General features: G+C 42.5%; 15 protein-coding genes. 7 read left to right on the top strand and 8 right to left on the bottom strand.

All coding sequences use genetic code 11. From position 1 onward, the window contains the following. Positions 1 to 29: 29 nt before the first annotated feature. Positions 30 to 1,349, bottom strand: a complete 1,320-nt coding sequence (locus M3O96_RS09285) for a hypothetical protein (protein ID WP_249720069.1) — start codon at positions 1,347 to 1,349, stop codon at positions 30 to 32. A gap of 268 nt (positions 1,350 to 1,617) precedes the next feature. Between M3O96_RS09285 and M3O96_RS09280 the strand changes: the two genes are divergently transcribed. Together M3O96_RS09280 and M3O96_RS09275 are read left to right on the top strand one after the other, a co-directional pair. After that, the gene (locus M3O96_RS09280) at positions 1,618 to 4,650 is read left to right on the top strand and encodes a PVC-type heme-binding CxxCH protein (RefSeq protein ID WP_249720068.1); all 3,033 of its coding nucleotides are present in this window, start codon (positions 1,618 to 1,620) and stop codon (positions 4,648 to 4,650) included. Next, positions 4,647 to 5,891 carry a polysaccharide deacetylase family protein gene (locus M3O96_RS09275; RefSeq protein WP_249720067.1) on the top strand — a complete coding sequence of 415 codons (1,245 nt, stop codon included), beginning with the start codon at positions 4,647 to 4,649 and terminating at the stop codon, positions 5,889 to 5,891. Before M3O96_RS09280 ends, M3O96_RS09275 begins: the two co-directional genes overlap by 4 nt. A gap of 13 nt (positions 5,892 to 5,904) precedes the next feature. On the opposite strand, the gene M3O96_RS09270 is transcribed toward M3O96_RS09275, so the two are convergent. The 6 genes from M3O96_RS09270 to M3O96_RS09245 all read right to left on the bottom strand — a co-directional run bounded on the left by M3O96_RS09270 (position 5,905) and on the right by M3O96_RS09245 (position 14,937). Then, complete coding sequence (locus tag M3O96_RS09270) at positions 5,905 to 6,780, bottom strand: PIG-L deacetylase family protein (RefSeq protein ID WP_249720066.1); 876 nt, start codon at positions 6,778 to 6,780, stop codon at positions 5,905 to 5,907. A 623-nt stretch (positions 6,781 to 7,403) separates the two neighbouring features. After that, on the bottom strand, positions 7,404 to 8,768 hold the full coding sequence (locus M3O96_RS09265) for a M48 family metalloprotease (protein ID WP_249720065.1): 1,365 nt from the start codon (positions 8,766 to 8,768) through the stop codon (positions 7,404 to 7,406). 694 nt (positions 8,769 to 9,462) lie between these two features. Continuing rightward, positions 9,463 to 12,270, bottom strand: coding sequence for a PQQ-dependent sugar dehydrogenase (locus M3O96_RS09260; protein ID WP_249720064.1), 2,808 nt, complete (start codon positions 12,268 to 12,270; stop codon positions 9,463 to 9,465). A gap of 169 nt (positions 12,271 to 12,439) precedes the next feature. After that, positions 12,440 to 12,634 carry a hypothetical protein gene (locus tag M3O96_RS09255; RefSeq protein ID WP_249720063.1) on the bottom strand — a complete coding sequence of 65 codons (195 nt, stop codon included), beginning with the start codon at positions 12,632 to 12,634 and terminating at the stop codon, positions 12,440 to 12,442. Positions 12,635 to 12,844: 210 nt separating this feature from the next. Continuing rightward, on the bottom strand, positions 12,845 to 13,636 hold the full coding sequence (locus M3O96_RS09250; protein ID WP_249720062.1) for a 5'-methylthioadenosine/adenosylhomocysteine nucleosidase: 792 nt from the start codon (positions 13,634 to 13,636) through the stop codon (positions 12,845 to 12,847). Then, positions 13,633 to 14,937 (bottom strand): NCS2 family permease, encoded by a 1,305-nt coding sequence (locus tag M3O96_RS09245; protein WP_249720061.1) that lies wholly within the window; start codon positions 14,935 to 14,937, stop codon positions 13,633 to 13,635. Before M3O96_RS09245 ends, M3O96_RS09250 begins: the two co-directional genes overlap by 4 nt. 138 nt (positions 14,938 to 15,075) lie before the next feature. On the opposite strand from M3O96_RS09245, the gene M3O96_RS09240 reads away from it, so the two are divergent. Beyond that, entirely contained in the window at positions 15,076 to 15,585 is a 510-nt protein-coding gene (locus M3O96_RS09240) for a GNAT family N-acetyltransferase (protein ID WP_249720060.1), read from the top strand. Positions 15,586 to 15,718: 133 nt separating this feature from the next. On the opposite strand, the gene M3O96_RS09235 is transcribed toward M3O96_RS09240, so the two are convergent. After that, positions 15,719 to 16,060 carry a winged helix-turn-helix transcriptional regulator gene (locus tag M3O96_RS09235; protein WP_249720059.1) on the bottom strand — a complete coding sequence of 114 codons (342 nt, stop codon included), beginning with the start codon at positions 16,058 to 16,060 and terminating at the stop codon, positions 15,719 to 15,721. A 111-nt stretch (positions 16,061 to 16,171) separates the two neighbouring features. On the opposite strand from M3O96_RS09235, the gene M3O96_RS09230 reads away from it, so the two are divergent. The 4 genes from M3O96_RS09230 to M3O96_RS09215 all read left to right on the top strand — a co-directional run bounded on the left by M3O96_RS09230 (position 16,172) and on the right by M3O96_RS09215 (position 18,656). Continuing rightward, positions 16,172 to 16,846, top strand: a complete 675-nt coding sequence (locus tag M3O96_RS09230; RefSeq protein ID WP_249720058.1) for an isochorismatase family protein — start codon at positions 16,172 to 16,174, stop codon at positions 16,844 to 16,846. Between the two features lie 72 nt (positions 16,847 to 16,918). After that, positions 16,919 to 17,146 (top strand): DUF2798 domain-containing protein, encoded by a 228-nt coding sequence (locus M3O96_RS09225; protein WP_249720057.1) that lies wholly within the window; start codon positions 16,919 to 16,921, stop codon positions 17,144 to 17,146. Next, positions 17,137 to 17,793, top strand: coding sequence for a hypothetical protein (locus M3O96_RS09220; protein WP_249720056.1), 657 nt, complete (start codon positions 17,137 to 17,139; stop codon positions 17,791 to 17,793). The genes M3O96_RS09225 and M3O96_RS09220 overlap by 10 nt, the downstream gene beginning before the upstream one ends. A 134-nt stretch (positions 17,794 to 17,927) precedes the next feature. Next, positions 17,928 to 18,656, top strand: a complete 729-nt coding sequence (locus M3O96_RS09215; protein WP_249720055.1) for a pirin family protein — start codon at positions 17,928 to 17,930, stop codon at positions 18,654 to 18,656. Positions 18,657 to 18,677: the final 21 nt, after the last annotated feature.

The following is an 18,677-nucleotide window of genomic DNA, read 5'->3' as shown; positions in this document are numbered from 1 at the left end:
ATCTTCGATTTGGTATATGGCATTTTGGCTTATTTTTCAAACTCGACGATATATTCAGACATGTATTTTCCCAGATCAGAATACTTGAAAAACAACCTTGCCTGCTTCCCAAGCCGCAGACTCGTGTATTTGTTGGCAATATCATCAGGGGTATTCAGGGGTTGCAGCGAGGGGTACCAAAGCACATGTCCGGGTTTTTCCAGAAGCTTTTGAGGTTTTGTCCAAGCTTGGGAATTATTCCCCTCTCCCAATTCCTTGTGGGGATTGAACGAAATGTAAAGCTCATCACCAACCCATGATTGGCCCTCCACTTTTCCCATCATCATTACCCAACATTCCAGGTAAGTATTCCAACTGACAGATGGTCCCCAATGAAATCCACCTGTTGGGGAAGATGCCGGACCGCCACCATTTTCGACAGGCATTTGGAGGGAAGCCACAGGTTTGCCGATTCCGTCCCAATCCGCATTGAATCCTTGTCCATCCCATCTCTTGGCCTTGCCCTGCGGATCATCTAAGTCATCGATTTTGATCCTAGCGATACTGATACATTGCCCGCTCCATTCTTTGATCGGGTCATAGGAAGCTGCATCATAAGTTCCGGGATAGCCATATTCACCATAAAAAAGGTAAAGATATTCGCCAACAGCCACGGCAGAAGGATCCCCTACTCCACCGGCAAAGGTCTTGGAAATATTGTGTGGTTTCAAAATCATTCGGGGCTGCTTGTCTTCGAGAAAAAGCCCTTTGTTTTCCCAACTCCATCCGCCGTCCGTAGATTTCATAACGCCGATTCTACATACCGCAGCAGGCGTGATTCTTTCAGTCAGACCCAAGGGCCAGTCCTTGTCGATATATCCTTCTCCTGTTGCTTCATTGAAAGGGAGGGTTTCAGGATAATTTTCATTGTGGTAGATAGCGTACAAGGTCCTTCCGCTAGGATCTTTTTCATCTTGATAAACAGTCTCAAACCATACTGCACCATGCAATCCCGGTTCTCCGACCGGTGCATTGATTGGTAATTTTGGGGCGATGTATTCCGATGCAGGTGTACTGAAGACCTCATCGGCATTGGATCCGCTTGCAAACTTCAGGTCTTCAGCAAATCCCCACACAGGATCCTCTCCGTATTTGCCGGGAAAAATTCTGAGTGTGTCCCCTACCCACACTTCGGCCATATTGCAGTCGACAAAATTATTGAAGAAGAAAGTGTCTGTTTCTATCAGTTTGAAAGTGGGTACCTTGAAGTCTTGTGTTTCCGAAAGACTTTCTTGGTTTGGAGTGCGCGGATTACAGCCAAACAAATATGTCATGGCCGCCACCAGAAGAAAGGAGAACTTTTGTTTCATAATTTGATAAATAGGAGGAGTTGAGGTGCTTTTTCTATACCTTTTCAAGTTACAAAAATTAAATTTTTTCAAAAGAAAATGCCTGAAATCTTGCTTTTGTTTATTGGGACCAAACTTTTTAAGCTGAAGATTTTAATTATTTCTATCTCTAATCTTCCCCCCAAAAGAGCCCGATGAAAGGCAAGTAATTCACTTTTGAAATAACCTTTACAATTACTACATTGGTTAGATCAGCCTATCCGGTAAGGATCTCAAAAAATCAGCAAGAATGAACCTATTAAGATTCCCGGTTTTCCTTTGTTTTCTTCTCCTAATCACCTTTCCCTCCTGTCGCAACGAAAAAAATCAAGGAGCAGAAAGGTCATTGGAAAATGCGCTCTCCACTTTCGAATTGGAGGATGGATTTCAGATTGAGCTCATCGCCGGTGAGCCTTTGATTTCGGATCCGGTGGACATGGAAATTGATGAATTTGGAAGGCTATATGTCGTTGAAATGCATGGCTACCCTTTGGATAAAAGTGGTACCGGCAAGATCAAATTACTTTCTGACACGGACGGAGATGGCATGATGGACCAAAGCATTGTCTTTGCGGAAGGTCTGATGCTGCCGACTGGAATTATGAGATGGAAAAATGGGGTAATCGTAACCGATCCTCCCCATGTCTATTATCTCGAGGACAGCGACGGTGATGGAAAAGCTGATATCAAAGAGATAATGTTGACAGGATTTGCGGTTTCCAATCCCCAGCACAACGTCAATAGTCCAAGGCTTGGATTGGACAATTGGATCTATTTGGGTCATGAACAAGCGGTAACTACAAAGACTTACGAGGCGGAATTTGGTGACAGGGGATCAGAGGTGTATTTTCCTTCCCAACCCGACGGTCCAAAACTTATCCAAAATGCAGGGGGCAGGAGTGTACGTTTCCAGCCTGATTCACATCAATTGGAAGCTTTGGCCAGCAGGACACAATTTGGGCATTCTTTCGATAGTTGGGGCCATCGCTTTGTAGTAAACAACAGTAACCATATCATCCAGGATGTGATGGCCGCAAAATACCTTGACCGAAACCCCTTCCTCATTGTACCGGAAACTACCCAATCAATTTCCGACCACGGCCATGCAGCTGAGGTCTTTCCCATAACAAAAAAACCTGAACACCAGCTGTTGACGGATATTGGGGTCATCACTTCTGCCTGTGGAATAACGGCCTACCTTGGCGCCTCATTTCCCCCAGAATATGACCAAGCTGTATTTGTAGCCGAACCTGTAAGTAATATCATCCATATAGATATTTTGGAGGAAAAAGGAACGGTATTCACTGCCCGCAGACAGCATGCTGAAAAGGAATTCTTGGCTTCTACTGATTCTTGGTTTAGGCCGGTAAATATGTATGTAGGACCGGATGGGGCGCTCTATGTGGTGGATTATTACAGACAGATCATCGAACATCCGGAATGGATGGCGGAAGAAGTTATCAAATCCGGCGCTTTGTATAATGGCACAGATAAAGGAAGAATTTATAGGATTACGCCAAAGGGTACCAAACCACTCAACTGGTCAAACAACATCAAATTGGGGGATTTCTCCGCAGAACAGCTTGTAGAAAAACTCAATGACCCCAATATCTGGTGGAGAAGAAATGCGCAGCGACTCCTTTTGGATAAGAAATCAAAGGAGATAACCGAGGGCTTAACTTTATTGGCTGAAAATCAAAATTCCCCCAAAGGAAGTGTTCATGCATTGTGGACTTTGGAAGGATTGGGTATGCTTAGTCCTGGCTCAATTCTAAGTGCTTTGAAAAACCCTGAACCCGGCGTTCGGGAAAATGCCATCAAACTAGCTGAATTGCATTTGGATGCTGCTCCAGAATTGAAGGAGTATTTACCCAAAATGAAAGATGACAAAGATCCCAAAGTCAGGTTTCAATTGCTTTGTACGCTTGGGTTTTTGGATAGTCCTGAAGCAGCAAAAGCCCGGCAGGATTTGCTTTTTGGAAACCTGGAGGATCCATGGATGCAGGTTGCGGCATTATCTGCCCCATTTGAGGAAAGCAGCAAGTTAATGGCTTCTGTTTTGGAAGGTTTTCAACCTGATAATCCTGGATTTACCACGCTATTACAGCGGTTGAGTGCGATGACTGGTGCCAGTCTTGATTATCCTATCATCCTAAATTTGATTCAAAAAGCAACCACAAAACCAAGAGATGGTAAGGATTGGCAGGTTCCACTGCTGCGAGGATTGGCGCAAGGGATTCAAAGTAAAAAAGCATCGGACTCCTCCCTCAAATCAGCAGAAAGCATGCTTGCCAAATCATGTTTCGAAAATCCCTCCATTACTGTGCGACAAGCTTCCCTCCAACTTTTGAAAGTAATTGGTCTCTCAATAAATGAGGAGTCTAAAATTTGGATGGAGCATGCCAAAATGAATTTTGAAAATAAAACCTTGCCAGATGATGAAAGGGTCTTGGCCATTGAATTCCTTTCCTTACAAAACCCTCATCCCTATCAGGAATCCTTAAAAGGGCTGATTCAGCCTACAGAACCAAAGCCCGTTCAGGTAGCTGCCATAAAAACACTCAGTCATATTCCGGATGACATGGTAGCACCATTTGTTTTGAGCCAATGGTCCACCCTGACTCCTGAAATCAGAGAGGAGGCCATCAATGCCCTGATGTCAAATGAAACAAGAATGAAATTATTGCTCGGAGCTATTGAGGAGGGAACAGTTCAGACTTCTAATCTTGGCTGGAGGCGAAGTGTCCAACTGATGAATCATTCCAATGAATCCATTAAGGCAAAAGCACGCCTGTTGATCAATAAAGATGAAAGCAAAGGGGAAGAATTATTGCAAAAGTATCAACCCGCACTCACATCACAAGGAACCTTCGAAAAAGGCAGAATCATCTTTGACAACAACTGCGCATCATGTCACAAAATGGGGGAAGATATGGGCCGGGATTTTGGTCCTAACCTCGCAAGTCTTAAAAACAGGAGAGCCGAAAACATATTGAGTGATATCCTATTCCCCAACCTGTCCATAGCGGATGGCTATGACCTATGGTCCATCGAAATGCAAAATGGAGAGGTTTTGCAGGGCATCATAGGATCCGAAACACCCAATGCAATTCTCCTTCGGATAGCAGGCGGAACAGAGAGAAACATTTCACGCAGTGACATCAAGAGTCTAAATGTCATGGACATTTCAGCCATGCCGCCAGGTCTGGAAGAAGCCATCAACCCACAGCAAATGGCGGATTTGCTGGCCTTTATTCTTAAAATTAAATCCAACCCAAAATGAAAAAATCACCGATTTTCACCCTGTGTCTTTTGCTTTTCCTTTTTGGTAGTGCGGCCTTTTCACAGCAACAATCTTTTCCTTGGCCTGAAGGAAAAAAAATGGCGCTGAGCCTGAGCTTTGATGATGCACGAGCCACAAACACAAGCCTGGGCATTCCGCTTTTGAATGAGTACGGAATAAAGGCCACATTTTTTGTATTGCCAAATAGCCTGAAACAGGATTTGGAAGGTTGGCAAAAAGCCGTGGCTGCGGGCCATGAAATGGGGAACCATTCCATACAGCACCCCTGCAGCGGAAATTTTGTCTGGTCCCGGGAAAGGGCATTGGAAAATTATACTTTAGACAGAATGAAAGCTGAATTGCTTCAGGCCAATAAAGAAATTGAGGAATTACTTGGTGTAAGGCCAACAGTTTATGCGTATCCATGTGGCCAAACCTTCGTTGGGAAAGGTATTTATACCCAATCCTTTGTTCCCTTGATTTCTGAAATGTTTCTTGCCGGAAGAAGCTGGATGGATGAAGCGCCTTCTGATCCATTCTATGCAGATATGGCTCAGCTGACCGGAATGGAAATGGACAATAAGGATTTTGATGAAATCTTGCCATTGATTGAATCGGCTCGAAAAAACGGACAGTGGTTGGTTTTGGCAGGACATGAAACTGCCGATGCCGGAAATCAAACCACTTATTTAAGCATGTTGAAAAAACTTTCAGAATATGCCACTGACCCTGCCAACGGGATCTGGATCGCTCCCATCGGAACAGTTGCAAAATATGTACTCGATACCCGTCTTGCAACTTCAGACACCACAAACATCCCTGAACTCATCAGGAGTTCGGCTGATGGCAGGTTAATGTTGACCGCAGAAAAGGGAAGGGCCATTGGACCTGACATCAAATACATGCCGGAATGGAGAGCTTTTGGATGGTTTACGGATAAAGACAGTGTGGTATGGGAAGTCGAAATCCCCGAGGAAGGAATCTATGAAGTGTGGATGAAATGGTCTGTTTCCGATGAAGAGGCAGGGAAGCAATTTATCCTGTCAGCAGGGAAAGAATCAATACAAGGAAAAGTAGAGAAATCAGGTTCCTGGGAAACTTTCAAGAAAGTTTCCATTGGCAAAATAAGGTTGAATTCAGGCTATCAGAAAGTACTCTTTAAATCTCTGGACCAATTTGAAACAGGTGCCTTACTTGACCTGAAAGAGATCACCATGGAAAAGGTAGGACCTGGAAAATAATACACCCCCTGCTTTATTTCAGCATCGGGAAAAGCCTTTTGATTTCTTCCTTGGAGGGCTGAGTACCGTATTCACAAATCTCAAATGCCTCTGCATATTTGATTTGCCCGGCTTTGGATTCACCATACCAGGTTTTCAAGGCATCTCGGGTGGCAGCATTTGGAGCTATAGATCGCTTACTTTTCAACCATGATTTCCTTTCCTCTTTGCCAGCGGGTACTTCCCCGGCATAATTACCTATCCATGGCAACCACTCATAAAACTGCGAAACGTGGGCATCTATGGCATCTACTTTTATATCCAAAACAGCCGTAATGTCTATAGCGATGTCCGCCTCAAAAGGATATGGTTTTTGGAAATTGTCCTGAAAATAAAGGAAAACAGGGTTTTTTCGAAGAGGTGGCGTATCCGGGGCAATATTGGGAACACCAACCATATATGCCGCATCCTGAACCAAAATGGCAGTATAACGATGGTCCGGATGGTAATCATTGGAACGGTGGGAAATGACCACATCTGCATCCCAATCGCGGATGAGGCGGATGATTTCCAACCTGATAGGTAAAGTAGCGAGCAATTCACCGTCGTGGTGGTCCAAAACATCGTAAGTCACTCCCAACCTCCGACCTGCCTCTTTTGCCTCGGCCATTCTTCTTTTTGCCAACATCCCGCCGCCTTCTTCCATATGTCCTGCATCTCCGTTGGTCACTGAGACAAACTTCACCTCATGGCCCATTTGAACAAAAATGGCTGCAGTTCCTCCCCCTTTGATGTCACAGTCATCTGGATGGGCACCGATCATGATGATTTTCAAAGGTTTTTCTTGGGAAAAAGCTTCCGTGGTAAAATTCAGAAAAAGAAAAACAAGAAAGAAAAGGGCGATTTTCATGGAACGGTCATTTGGGATGTTCAAGATATTAAAAAGCAAAAGGAAAATCAATATGGCCAACAAGAAAGAAAGTTTGATACCCATCGAATTGCGGTCCAAATTTGACTTTCAATGCTTTTTGGAAATTCAGGATCCTCTATTGTGGATAACTTTGTGATTTAGGCTTTTTTCTTGTGGGAAAATTGTGGGGAAATAAAGCTGTAAATTATTGGAATTCAATAAAGTGAAGCATAAATTTGATTATATCAAGTGAGAGATAAAAGGCTGAAAGTAAAATTTCAGACTAGGATCAAAAACTCAAGGTGAAAAGGCAAAGGGGTTGACACGGCAACGTGGAAAATCTGAAAAGGGCAACCTCAGAAGTCTTGAAATCATGGATCAAAGCCGAAAGGCAGCGAAATCAGAGTTTGAAAATCTAAGGTTATGAACTCGGGCAACTGAGGGAAAAGTCACAATAACTGTAGCTTGCATGATTTGAAGACTACGGTCTCCAAGTGATGAAGCGGGAAAAGTTCGAAAGAATTTCTTCCCGCTTTTGCTTTTAAGCCCTACTCATTTTTGCAGCCTGCATTTGCCTGTTTCTCCTTATAATCGGATCATCAATCCTTTTTAAGCTTAGTCCCTCAATCAGGATCTAAATCAGTCTTCAACATCGCCGCAGCATCCTGCCCCAAATTCCGCTGCAGGTATTGGTTGATCATCCTGAGTTCAGCATCTACATTCTTTCCCTTCTCCTTTAATTCTAAAAGACTATCGCGGTATTTCAAATAAGCCGCTTTGGATTTCTCATGTTGCTGAAGCCTCGCATATACCAAACCTTCTTCCTTATCCAATTCCGGTAAGGGATCCAAGGCCATTTTTCTGGCTGTTTGAAGGTATTCCAATGCCAGTTGGTTGGATAGCATTTCATTGGATTTTCTCCTTTGTATTCTGCTCAGCAGCAGGTAATCAATATCAGAAGCCATCCTAGCATCAGCAAGTTTCAAAGCAAGCACTTGGGCATAACTGTAATTCTTCAGCTGGTACTCCTGCCATGCGGTAATGGAAACTGCACTTGCGATGGTATTTAGGTACGCTTGGTCATCGAAAAAATTAACCTGAGGATGCTCATCCATAAATTTGGCAGCAGTCCTTTTGGCCATTAACTGCTGTTCGGAGGAATAACCTGCTCCAAGATTATCCAAGACTTGGGAGGAAAGGAAATAAACAGACATCCCAAAATCCGCCGCAAGGCTGTAGTCATGCAAAACCCCATTATTGACCTCATCGGCAGCCATAGCCGTAGCTGCAGCCAAAGCAGCGACAGTTCCCCAAATCCTTGCCCGGCGCTCCGCACGGATGACCTCATTGAGGTTGACAAGATTGTGCTCGAGGACGGCATGCGCAATACATTGTCCCAAAATCAGGTTGAGTTCATTTTCTGATTCCGTACTCGCTATCAGGCCAGTGGTCAGGACAATCATGCCATTGTCAAAAGAAAATGCGATGTGTTCCGTGGAATTCAAAATGACCAAGCTGAAATCTGAAGCCCTGTCTTTCAGCATAGAAAGCGGATGGATCGAATAGATTAACTGGTAGATATAATCGTAAAGCATGTCATCTTGCAAAACCATGTTGTTATTAAGGGCTTGAGAATAATAATCCATGGCATCTTCTATCAATTCCTGCCTCAGGCCTCTTTCCCAACCTTTTTTGTTTATGGTTTCAGCCCTGTTTTCCATCCACACATTTTCCCAAAAATCAAGGTCATTGCCAAGAAGGGAAATCCTATCTTCATTGAAATAACGGTATTCTCCAAAAGGAGACCTGATATAGTATTGAACCATTCCGGTATTGATATTTTTTCTGGTACCATAGACGGTGACGGTATCGCCGACGGTATATTCCCCAAATGGCCGGACGACATACCCTTTGAGCGTGACTTTACTTTGGGAAAAACTGAAATTTGCAGCTAAGACAAAAACTAAAAGAAGAAGATACCTTTTCATAAAAAGCAGGGGTTTAGGAATTTAAACATGCTTACGGATAAAGATGGTTTTAGGTTGTTTTTGATAAGGGAAAATGCAGGTGTGGATAACTTTGTGATTTAAGCTTTTTTCCAGTGGAAAAATTGTGTAGAAATTATTTGTCAATTTATTGGAAATCAATTATTTGAAGCATAAATTTGATTCTATCAAGTGAGAGATAAAAGGCTGAAAGTAAAATTTCAGACTAGGATCTAAAACTCAAGATGAAAAGGCAAAGGGGCTGAAACGGCAACGTAGATAGTCTGAAAAGGGCAACCGCAGAAGTATTGGAATCATGGATCAAAGCTGAAAGGCTGCGAAATCAGAGTTTAAAAATCTAAGGTTATGAACTTGGGCAACTGGGGAAAAAGTCATAATAACTGCAGCTTGGCATGATTTGAAGACCACGGTTTTCAGTTTGTGAAGCGGGAAAAGTTCGAAAGAATTTTTCCCGCTTTTGTTTTATATCCTTTCGCCCGAAACAGACCATTATTTTATAAGCTTTCAAGCAAAAAAGCAGAGGCCGATAAGGCCTCTGCTTTTCTATTCGCTTTCAATCCCTGAAGGAAATCATGATTATCAAGAATATCCGCGATCGTTCATCAAATTTCTGGAAGCCGAATTGAAGTTTAATTCAAGCAGCTATGGTCTATTGACTGTGGTCTGTGGACAATATTTATTTATCCCTAAACCCAATCTCTGAGATACTCATCAGGATTTCTTCACCCTTGGCATTCGGGTTTTTGAAGATAAAATACACATCCTGTTTACCGGAAACCGGATTCAAAACCACCTGTGATTTGGTGGTATTTTTCCGTCTCCACTCAACAGGATTCACTCCTTCGGGTGGTCTTCGGAATTCAGCTTCTTTTGGAACCATGGACTCACTCTGACCGATCAGCTGACCTGTCGGCGAGCCAATCCTCACCTCCACGGAACCGCCAATCGCATCTGCCCGCGGGCTTACCTCCACATACAGGTCAATCTGCTTGACACCTGTCAAATCCAATGCTTTAAAACCTATATGCGATTGGTCACCAATCATAAAGAAGTTGACCCTCGGCGTAGTCATCAGATTCACCCCTTTTCGGATTTCTGAAAGTTGGGGATCAAGGAAAGGATTCCGTAAAGCAATGTAATCCACCCCGGTGAGAGAACCGACATTTCCCGCACCTTTGTCGGCATAGGATGCCCGCAAAAGATAGCCTCCCTGTCCATTTTCCCCTTCAGGGACAACAGGTACAACTTTTCCGCTGAGTGGCAAAGAGGCAACTGTCGGTTTGGTTTCATTCATACTGAGGATAAAATCCACCATTCGCCGTGCATCTGCTTCAGATAATTGCGGATGGGCACTCATCCCGTGTTCACCCCATACACCACTGCCACCATTAATGATCTTGCCGATAAGCAACTTGGTATTTTCTTCCGTTTTGGGATATCTAGCCGCCACCGCTGTGTAGCTTGGGCCGATGGAAGTTTTGTCATATTGGTGACAGGATTTACAGTCGCTGGCTTCAATCAGGTTTTTGCCGATATTCAAAATCGCCATATTCTCAGCCCCACTTTGATTGGATGCGATCTCAATCGGGTCAAAACCTGCCGGCACGTAATCAAAAGTCACAGCAACTTCCTCTGCCTTGATCTTTCCACCGGCCGAAGTCCCGTCCTCTTTGTCCTCAACCTGAATATTATAGGCAAATTCTTTTTCTCCGAAATAGAAGGTTTTGTTCAGTCCACCAAAATCAATCGAAATTACAGGCGGTTCATTGCCTGCTATCACCTCAAATGAAGCTGAATTCTTGTCTCCTTTGGAATCCGTGACGGTCAAGGTAATTTGGTATGTTCCTGCTTCTGTGAAGGTAAATTCCGGATTTTGATCTTTCAAAACCTGCTTGAATCCATTGGCGGAAGTCACATTCCACTCAAAATTCAGCTTGCCCTTATCATAATCATCGTAATCGGAAGTACCCTCAGCGGAGAATTTTGCAGTCAGGGGAACTCCACCGGCGTATTTATCCGCCGAAGCACTGACATTTGGTTTTCGGTTGCCAGCATTATATTCGATTTTGACAATGCGGGAATTGGCATTGCCACGAAACCATGCACTTCCATATTCCAAGACATACAATGCACCATCCGGACCAAAATCCATATCTATCGCCGAGCTGAAAGTTTCATTGGGTAGGAATCGCTCCATGGATTTGTAGTCTCCATTTTCATCCATGGTCACAGCCATGATCCATCCCCGCATAAAATCCACGATCAGCCATTTGCCTTCATAATAGACAGGAAATACAAAGGTCGCTTCTTTTTTGAAATCTGCCTTGCGGAAAATAGGTCCGCCCGTAGCGCTTCTACCCGAACTTCCCAAAATCGGGAATTCCTCCGAAACCCCATAAGGATACCAAATCATCGCAGGCACTACAGGCGTGGGCAGGTTCTTGAGTCCGGTATTGTTCACTGATTCATTGACAGGATTATTCACATCAAAAGGCGCTCCATAGGTATTGGTTGCTAGGTCATGCCTGTTGTAGGGTTGGTTGTTTCCGATAAAGTACGGCCAACCAAAAAATCCCGGACCTTTGGCCTGATTGAATTCATCATATCCTTTTGGTCCCCAAATAGAATCGATAGAAGCATCCGGCCCAACTTCTCCCCAATACAGATACCCTGTCTCACTGTCCAGAGTCGGCCTCCATGGGTTCCGATGTCCCATGGTGTAGATTTCGGGTCTGGTTTTTTCTGTTCCTACGGGAAATAAATTTCCCTCCGGAATTGCATAGGTCCCATCATCTTCAGGATGAATCCGAAGGATTTTTCCCCTCAAGTCATTGGTATTGCCGGGAGCCCGCTGGTCATCTGCACTTTCCATTCCCAGACGCTCGTCAAGGTTTGAGGATCCTACCCGTGGGTTGACGGTGTTATTGCCGACAGTGAGGAAGAGGTTTCCTTCCTTGTCAAATACCATCCCACCACCGGTATGACAACATTCTTCGCGCTGGGTAGGAACTTCCAAGATTACTTTTTTGGTATCGGCATAGAGCGAATCGCCATGCAATTCCCACCGCGCCAGCACATGCTTGGGCTCAGCAGGATCTGCGTAGTACATATAGATCCAGGAGTTTTTAGCAAAATTAGGGTGTGCAATTACACCCATCAATCCCTCTTCTGCTTCCCTCACCCTGCCTTCTTTGTTGGTATATTTGGTATTGACCGGGATGGTGGCAATGAGTTTCATCTCCCCGGTTTTTTCATTGAAAATCTTGACCCCACCTTTTCGCTCGACCACCAAAATTTTGTTTTCCGGCAAGAAAGTCATTTCCATTGGCTCGTCCATTCCTTCGGTCAGGACGACTTTGGTAAACCTGTTGTCCTCGGGTTTGATGGAGGCGTCTTCAGATTTTTTGCAGGAAAAAAGTGTAAACAGCAGCGCCAGGCAAATGGTATGAAGGACTTGAAAATAGGTCTTGTGAGCGAAACACATGGTTTGATGGGTTTAAGATCGACCAACTTAGCAATAATTTTCCCTTGCTGGTAGATAATTTTCAGGGAGGTAATTTTGGGATTTTGATTGGCAAAAAATGGGGGTATAGAATTGAGAAAACTGACCGATTACGATGTTTACATCTTTTTAGCATTTGGTCTCGAATCTATTAAATCAAGGTTTTATGCTTTTTGTCATTAGCCATATAAATCATGGATTGAAGTCCGAATGCTGTTGATGAACCGTGAGTGGTTAGAGGAAGATGATCTACAAAATCAAATTCTGTTCCAGCAACACTTCCAAATAGGGTACGGTGGTTTTGCTGTCCCTTTAGGGACAAAATATCGGTAGAAAATGTCAACATATGATAGTTTCCCGTGCCTTTAGGTACGGAATATATTTTATACCTAAAGGCATAAAAAAACAACCTCCAACGATTTTTTCTACCTATGTTTAGTCCCTAAAGGGACTTTCGTGAAGGAATCAAGACACTGAAATGCCCGATACTTCGGTCTTCTGACAAGACAGGATTAGAATTTATGGTTAATGGCAAAGAAGCGGAGAACCATTTAAACTACTCCATTTTCCCCAAAATTGCCAAGACCAATCGCGCGGAATTCTCTGAAGCGGGGCCAACAAACTGGTTGAAATTCATGCGGGCGTTGTTATTGGCATTGTCGCTGCAACTTCGGATGACGATAAATGGAATCTCCAAAGTCCTACAGATATGAGCTACAGCTGCCCCTTCCATCTCGGTAGCCAAAGCACCAAACTCGGTATAAAGCCATTTTGCCTTTTCATTGCTGCTGACAAAAATATCCCCAGTCGCAATCACTCCGCTGAAAACCTTTGGCTGCCTGTTGGCAATCGGAACAAAAACCACCTCTTGGGCTGCACCTTGGCTTATCCTTAGCAATTCCTTGTCAGATTCAATAAACAATTCTTCATGCTGACCACCAGATAATTTCCTGAAAGGAGAAACAGAAAATCCCAAGGAATCTACTTTTCCGAAGTCATATTGCACCAATTTTTCTCCGATCACCAAATCTCCCGGCAAAGCTTCCGGATTCAATCCCCCTGCCACTCCGGTAAATATTAACGCGGAAATTTTAAAATTCTCGGTAAGTACAGCAGTACTGTAAGCGGCATTGACTTTGCCCACGCCGGCCTTGAAAATGACTACTTTTATGCCTTTCAGTTTCCCTTTGTAAAAATCAATCCCGCCTCTACTGACTTTCTTTTGTCCCTGCATGGAATCGAGCAAAATGGCTATCTCCTGATCCAAAGCTCCCATTAATGCTATCCGTTGGGCGGAAGCAGAAAGAGAGAAACCAACTATTAGAATTACGAGTAAAAACTTTTTCATAGCCAAAGAAAGAAAATAGAAAGAAGGGTGATGATGAGAAGAATGGGGTTGATTTGGGCTTTTTTGCCAGTCAATAATTTCAATATAGTCCAGCTGATAAACCCAAATGAAATACCCACAGAAAGGCTGTAAGTAAACGGTATCAAGGTAATTGTGAGAAAAGAAGGAATCGCCTCATCCGGATTTTGCCAGTTGATTTTGGTCAGCGGCATCACCATAAAAGAGCCTACCAATACCAAGGCAATGGAACTTGCGATGGAGGGAATGATGGACAGCAGCGGCGAGAAAAACATAAAAGGCAAAAACAGCAATCCTGCAGTCACCGCCGTGGCTCCTGTCCTTCCGCCTTCTTCGATTCCCACTGCGGATTCGATGTAGGCTGTTCCCGAACTGCTTCCCACCAAACCCGCAAAAAGGGTTGCCATCGAATCTGTCAACAAAGACTTGCGCATATTTCTCGGACTGCCATCAGGATCTTTCAGTCCCGAAGCTTCCGCCAAACCCACAAAAGTAGATATCCCGTCAAACAGAATCGTGAATGTAAACACGAAGATCACCGGCACATAAGCGTATCGGAGCGAACCCAAAATGTCCGCCTTTCCTACCAGACTGAAGTCCGGCAAGGCAAACAATCCGGTATAATTGACCAAGGTGGCCACACCGAAATTGACAGCAGAAGCATCTCCCCACCACCTGCCGATCGGCCAAGCCAAGAGGGTAGTAAAGATAATCCCGTAAATGATCGCTCCCGAAACCTTACGGCTGATCAAGGCGCCCGTCACCAATAAACCCGTCATAAATGTCAGGCTGATGGGATCCTTGAAAGCGGCCATTCCTACGAGTGTGGCGGTATTGTCCACGATGAAGTGGGCATTTTGAAATCCGATAAAGCAGATAAATAACCCGATGCCTGCCGATACCGCATGTCTCAGTGCAACAGGGATGGATGCAATGATTTTCTCCCGGGTTTTGAAAACTGAAAGCAATAAAAAGATCACGCCTGACCAAAATACCGCCCCCAAAGCTTCTTCATATGTCAGGCCGTAACCTTTGACGGCGGTGTAGGTAAAGAAAGCGTTGATTCCCATGCCAGGTGCGACGACGATCGGGTTGCGGGCATACAATCCCATCATCAGACTGCCAAAAGCAGACACCAAAACCGTCGCTGTCAATGCTCCCGAAAAAGGCATGCCTGCCTCCGCCAAGATGGCAGGATTGACGATGATGATGTAGAAAGCCGCAAGGAAAGTGCTCGTTCCAGCCAGTATTTCAGTTCGGAGGTTTGTAGGTTTGGAGATCATTCAATTCATGGAAAAGCGGAAAATACAGGTATCTAGATGGAATTGCAAAGAATTTTTTACGGATCAACTATCCTCAACCAATCCTTATATTTAGCCTAGAAAGAAAATTCCTGAAATCCTTCAAGAAAAAATCAATTTATGATCGACATATTTCCAGAATTAGAATTCCGGTTAGCCAACCCAACAGACCACAAAGCCCTATGGGAAATTATCAGGCCAATTATCCGCAAAGGAGGAACTTATGTGTTTTCGCTAGATAGCTCGGAAAAGGAAATGATGGAGTATTGGTTGGGTACGGACAAAAGCACTTATGTGGCAGAAATGGACAGTAAAATCGTAGGAACTTTTTACCTGAAACCAAACCAACCCGGATTGGGAAACCATGTCTGCAATGCAGGATTTATGGTCGATGAAAAGGAAAGCGGCAAAGGCATCGGCAGAAAGATGGGACTTTTTGCTTTGGAAGAAGCCAGAAAATCAGGGTACCTCGCCATGCAGTTCAACTTTGTGGTAAGCACCAACCAACCTGCCGTAAAGCTTTGGCAATCCTTGGGATTCGATATCATAGGAGAAATCCCCGAAGCCTACCGCCATCCGGAAAAGGGATTGGTGGGGGCGTATGTGATGTACAGGAGACTGGAAAATTGAATTCAAAAATCTTGTTCCCTTATTTGGAATGGACAAACTCCTTTCAATAAATTCTGAAATTGAAAAAGGATAGCTTCATAATTATTTTACCCGCTATATCCGTAAGGTCTTTTGTACAGAAAGGTAAATATTTTCAGTCTTTGATCATTTTTTCTCGGAAATAAACTCCCCAATTTAAAATCTCCTCCAACAGCTTATTCATTGACCAACCCAAAGGAGTTAAGGAATACTCAACGGTAACAGGCATGCTATCATAAAGGGTCCTTGTAATAATCTTATTCGTTTCTAAAGATTTTAGTTCTTGAGACAACATTTTTGGAGAAATGTCCGCGATGTCTCTTTGAATTTCACCAAATCTTTTATTCCCATATGTCAGGGAAATGATTATTGGAATTCGCCATTTACCCTGAATTACTTCCAAAGTATCTCTTGAAGCCAATAACTTAAACTGACAAACCTCTTCTTTAGGACCCATAATTATTTGATTATCAATTTACTTACTTATATGTAACTACTTACCATTAGGTAACTACTATACTTTAGGAAGTAAATATAAATAATTTTGTTCCATCAAATAAAAAATAATATGAAAAAGAAAGTATTTCAAGTCATGCTGATTCTTGCAGCATCAATTTTAACAAGTAAAGTTTACTCACAATCAATTTCAAACAAAATGGAACAATTCACACCACAAAATTCAGCCATCCTATTAGTTGATCACCAAAAAATGACCATGGATTGGATATACAGCCAAGACAAAAAAGGAGTTGAAAACAATCTAAAAATGCTAGCTCGATTGGGTAATGACCTGAACATCCCGCTATTGATCACCACCACAATGGAAGATTATGTCGGGCCCACTTATGAGGGAATACAACAAGTTGCTCCCATTGCAAATTCTAACAGGGTGAAACGCGGAGGTACAATTAATTGCTTTCTCGACTCTAATTTCAATCAAGCTGTAAAAAATTTGGGAAGGAAAAAGTTATTCATAGGCGGACTGACTACAGACATTTGTTTGCTTCAAACTGTAAAGGGCGCACTGAATAACGGCTATGAAGTTATTGTAATTGCTGATGCCTCGGGAAGTATGACCAAAATGGCAGATGAGGTGAGTTTTGACCATTTCAGACAAATGGGAGTAAAAGTTTATTCCGCAAATGCTGTATTGGCCGAACTATACCCAGACTTTGGAACACCCGATGGGCAAAAGGCAATGCAAATCAGTATAGAAGAAGTTGTTTCAAAATTGGGAAAATAAAAAAATTAAAAGAGCGAGTCCGTCGAAATCAGACTCGCTCTCATTTTTATTTCTCTTTAAAAAATGATCCATATGCTATTGAAAAAGAAATATAAATCTACCATCGAACGGATGATTTTAGTCCTTCCATTTTGTATCGTAATGTCATTGTTTGGGGTGGCCACATCAGCGGGTTTTGTGGATGGATGGTTTATCAAATGGACAAAGAGTCTCTTGGTTTTGATTCCGATTGGCTACCTGTTTGCATTGATATTCATACCATTTTCCCAAAGAATAATTTCAAAAATTGAATGGAGATGATACAAAGGGAAAGCCTCATGTTACTATTTTTTTTGTTTGTTGGAATAATCGCAAAAGGACAAGAATTTAAGGAAATCCCAATTCCTGTGGAGTTAACGGTTGGAAACAACAGATTGGGCCTTCAGACCATCATCAACAAGTATTTTCCCGAAAGCGAGAAATTCTCTTTCTTCTCGGTTACCAATTTGGAAAGACAGCATAGAAGTGAGGTTAACAATTCCGACTTTATCAATAATTCTCAAATCTCTTTCAACCTAAAAAAAGGGTTTGGAATATCAACCGGAATAAATATTACCAAATTCTCTGGGTTTGCTCCTACCATTGGGGTGCAGTATGTCTTGTCAAATGCAAAGTGGCTTTTGATTTTGACACCCAATTACATTTTTTCTAATGACAGGAATTTTTCAATGCTGACTTTACTTGAATTCAAACCTAAAATATCCAATCGATTAAAAATGTATAGCAGATTTCAATCTTTTTATAACCAAAACATAAAGTCTGCCGCTCACGAAAGAAGTTATTTGCAAATTCGATTTGGTTTTGATTATAAGAAATATCAGTCCGGTTTGGCCGCCAATTTAGACTATTTCGGAATCAACAAAATATTTAAAAGTAACTATGGGGTATTTATAAGAACCACAATATGACCATAATTAAAAACGAACATCTCGTGAATTAAACAATTTTAAGGAGTCAAAATAAAATAAAACCTTTATTGAAACTGATCAGGCTTTTAAAATTGCTCCAAAAAGAAATTCCTCTTGAAAAAAATAAAAATACAATGACACTCATAATCAAAAAATCAGAACAGTATAATGATGTGATTTTTGGAGGCAGGTTTTATGCCAACAAACCTGTTTTCAACGGAAAGTCCAATATAAAACCCTATTCCAGTTTGTATTATTGGAGCAACGGATATGTTTTGGACGACTGTGAATTTGGATTGCACCCGCATGAGGGTTTTGAGATTATGACATTCCTTTTTGAAGGAAATATTTCCCACTATGACACAGCTACGAAAGATTGGACACCACTCAAAGCAGGCGATTTTCAAATCATACAATCGAATAGCGGCATCAGACACCAAGAAAAAGTCAGCAAAGGATCGAGGGCCTTTCAAATCTGGTTTGACCCAAATTTTCATGAAGCAGTCAAACTGGAACCAAGCTATATCGATTATCACGGTGAAAATTTTCAGTATACAGATGAAAAAGGAATACTGACTTTGACCTATATCGGAAATGAAAGTCTTGCAAAGACCTTGACACCAAATCTATCCATCAAAAAACTTTTGTTTGAAAAGAAAACAAAAACAGAAATTCCATTAAATGAAAACATGAGTTATACATTTTATGTACTGAATGGTAAGGGCTTGGCAGACAACCAAAAAATCCAACGAGACGATGCTATCAGAATTTCAGATACTCGCTCCTTGGAAATAGATTTCCAAGGAGAACTATTCCTTATTGAAACACCAACAAAATTAGAATACAAGCCAATTTGGAAATAAATGAACTTAACAGTGTCAAGT

It is taken from the genome of Aquiflexum sp. TKW24L (assembly GCF_023502205.1).
Taxonomy (GTDB): domain Bacteria; phylum Bacteroidota; class Bacteroidia; order Cytophagales; family Cyclobacteriaceae; genus Cognataquiflexum.
The sequence above is the reverse complement of the archived record's forward strand: the minus strand, read 5'-3'. Positions and strand labels throughout refer to the sequence as shown.

Bases quoted from the DNA above. Each gene is read 5' to 3' on its own strand.
- M3O96_RS09285 (WP_249720069.1), bottom strand. From the start codon at position 1,349: ATGAAACAAAAGTTCTCCTTTCTTCTGGTGGCGGCCATGACATATTTG.
- M3O96_RS09280 (WP_249720068.1), top strand. From the start codon at position 1,618: ATGAACCTATTAAGATTCCCGGTTTTCCTTTGTTTTCTTCTCCTAATC.
- M3O96_RS09275 (WP_249720067.1), top strand. From the start codon at position 4,647: ATGAAAAAATCACCGATTTTCACCCTGTGTCTTTTGCTTTTCCTTTTT.
- M3O96_RS09270 (WP_249720066.1), bottom strand. From the start codon at position 6,780: ATGAAAATCGCCCTTTTCTTTCTTGTTTTTCTTTTTCTGAATTTTACC.
- M3O96_RS09265 (WP_249720065.1), bottom strand. From the start codon at position 8,768: ATGAAAAGGTATCTTCTTCTTTTAGTTTTTGTCTTAGCTGCAAATTTC.
- M3O96_RS09260 (WP_249720064.1), bottom strand. From the start codon at position 12,270: ATGTGTTTCGCTCACAAGACCTATTTTCAAGTCCTTCATACCATTTGC.
- M3O96_RS09255 (WP_249720063.1), bottom strand. From the start codon at position 12,634: ATGTTGACATTTTCTACCGATATTTTGTCCCTAAAGGGACAGCAAAAC.
- M3O96_RS09250 (WP_249720062.1), bottom strand. From the start codon at position 13,636: ATGAAAAAGTTTTTACTCGTAATTCTAATAGTTGGTTTCTCTCTTTCT.
- M3O96_RS09245 (WP_249720061.1), bottom strand. From the start codon at position 14,937: ATGATCTCCAAACCTACAAACCTCCGAACTGAAATACTGGCTGGAACG.
- M3O96_RS09240 (WP_249720060.1), top strand. From the start codon at position 15,076: ATGATCGACATATTTCCAGAATTAGAATTCCGGTTAGCCAACCCAACA.
- M3O96_RS09235 (WP_249720059.1), bottom strand. From the start codon at position 16,060: ATGGGTCCTAAAGAAGAGGTTTGTCAGTTTAAGTTATTGGCTTCAAGA.
- M3O96_RS09230 (WP_249720058.1), top strand. From the start codon at position 16,172: ATGAAAAAGAAAGTATTTCAAGTCATGCTGATTCTTGCAGCATCAATT.
- M3O96_RS09225 (WP_249720057.1), top strand. From the start codon at position 16,919: ATGCTATTGAAAAAGAAATATAAATCTACCATCGAACGGATGATTTTA.
- M3O96_RS09220 (WP_249720056.1), top strand. From the start codon at position 17,137: ATGGAGATGATACAAAGGGAAAGCCTCATGTTACTATTTTTTTTGTTT.
- M3O96_RS09215 (WP_249720055.1), top strand. From the start codon at position 17,928: ATGACACTCATAATCAAAAAATCAGAACAGTATAATGATGTGATTTTT.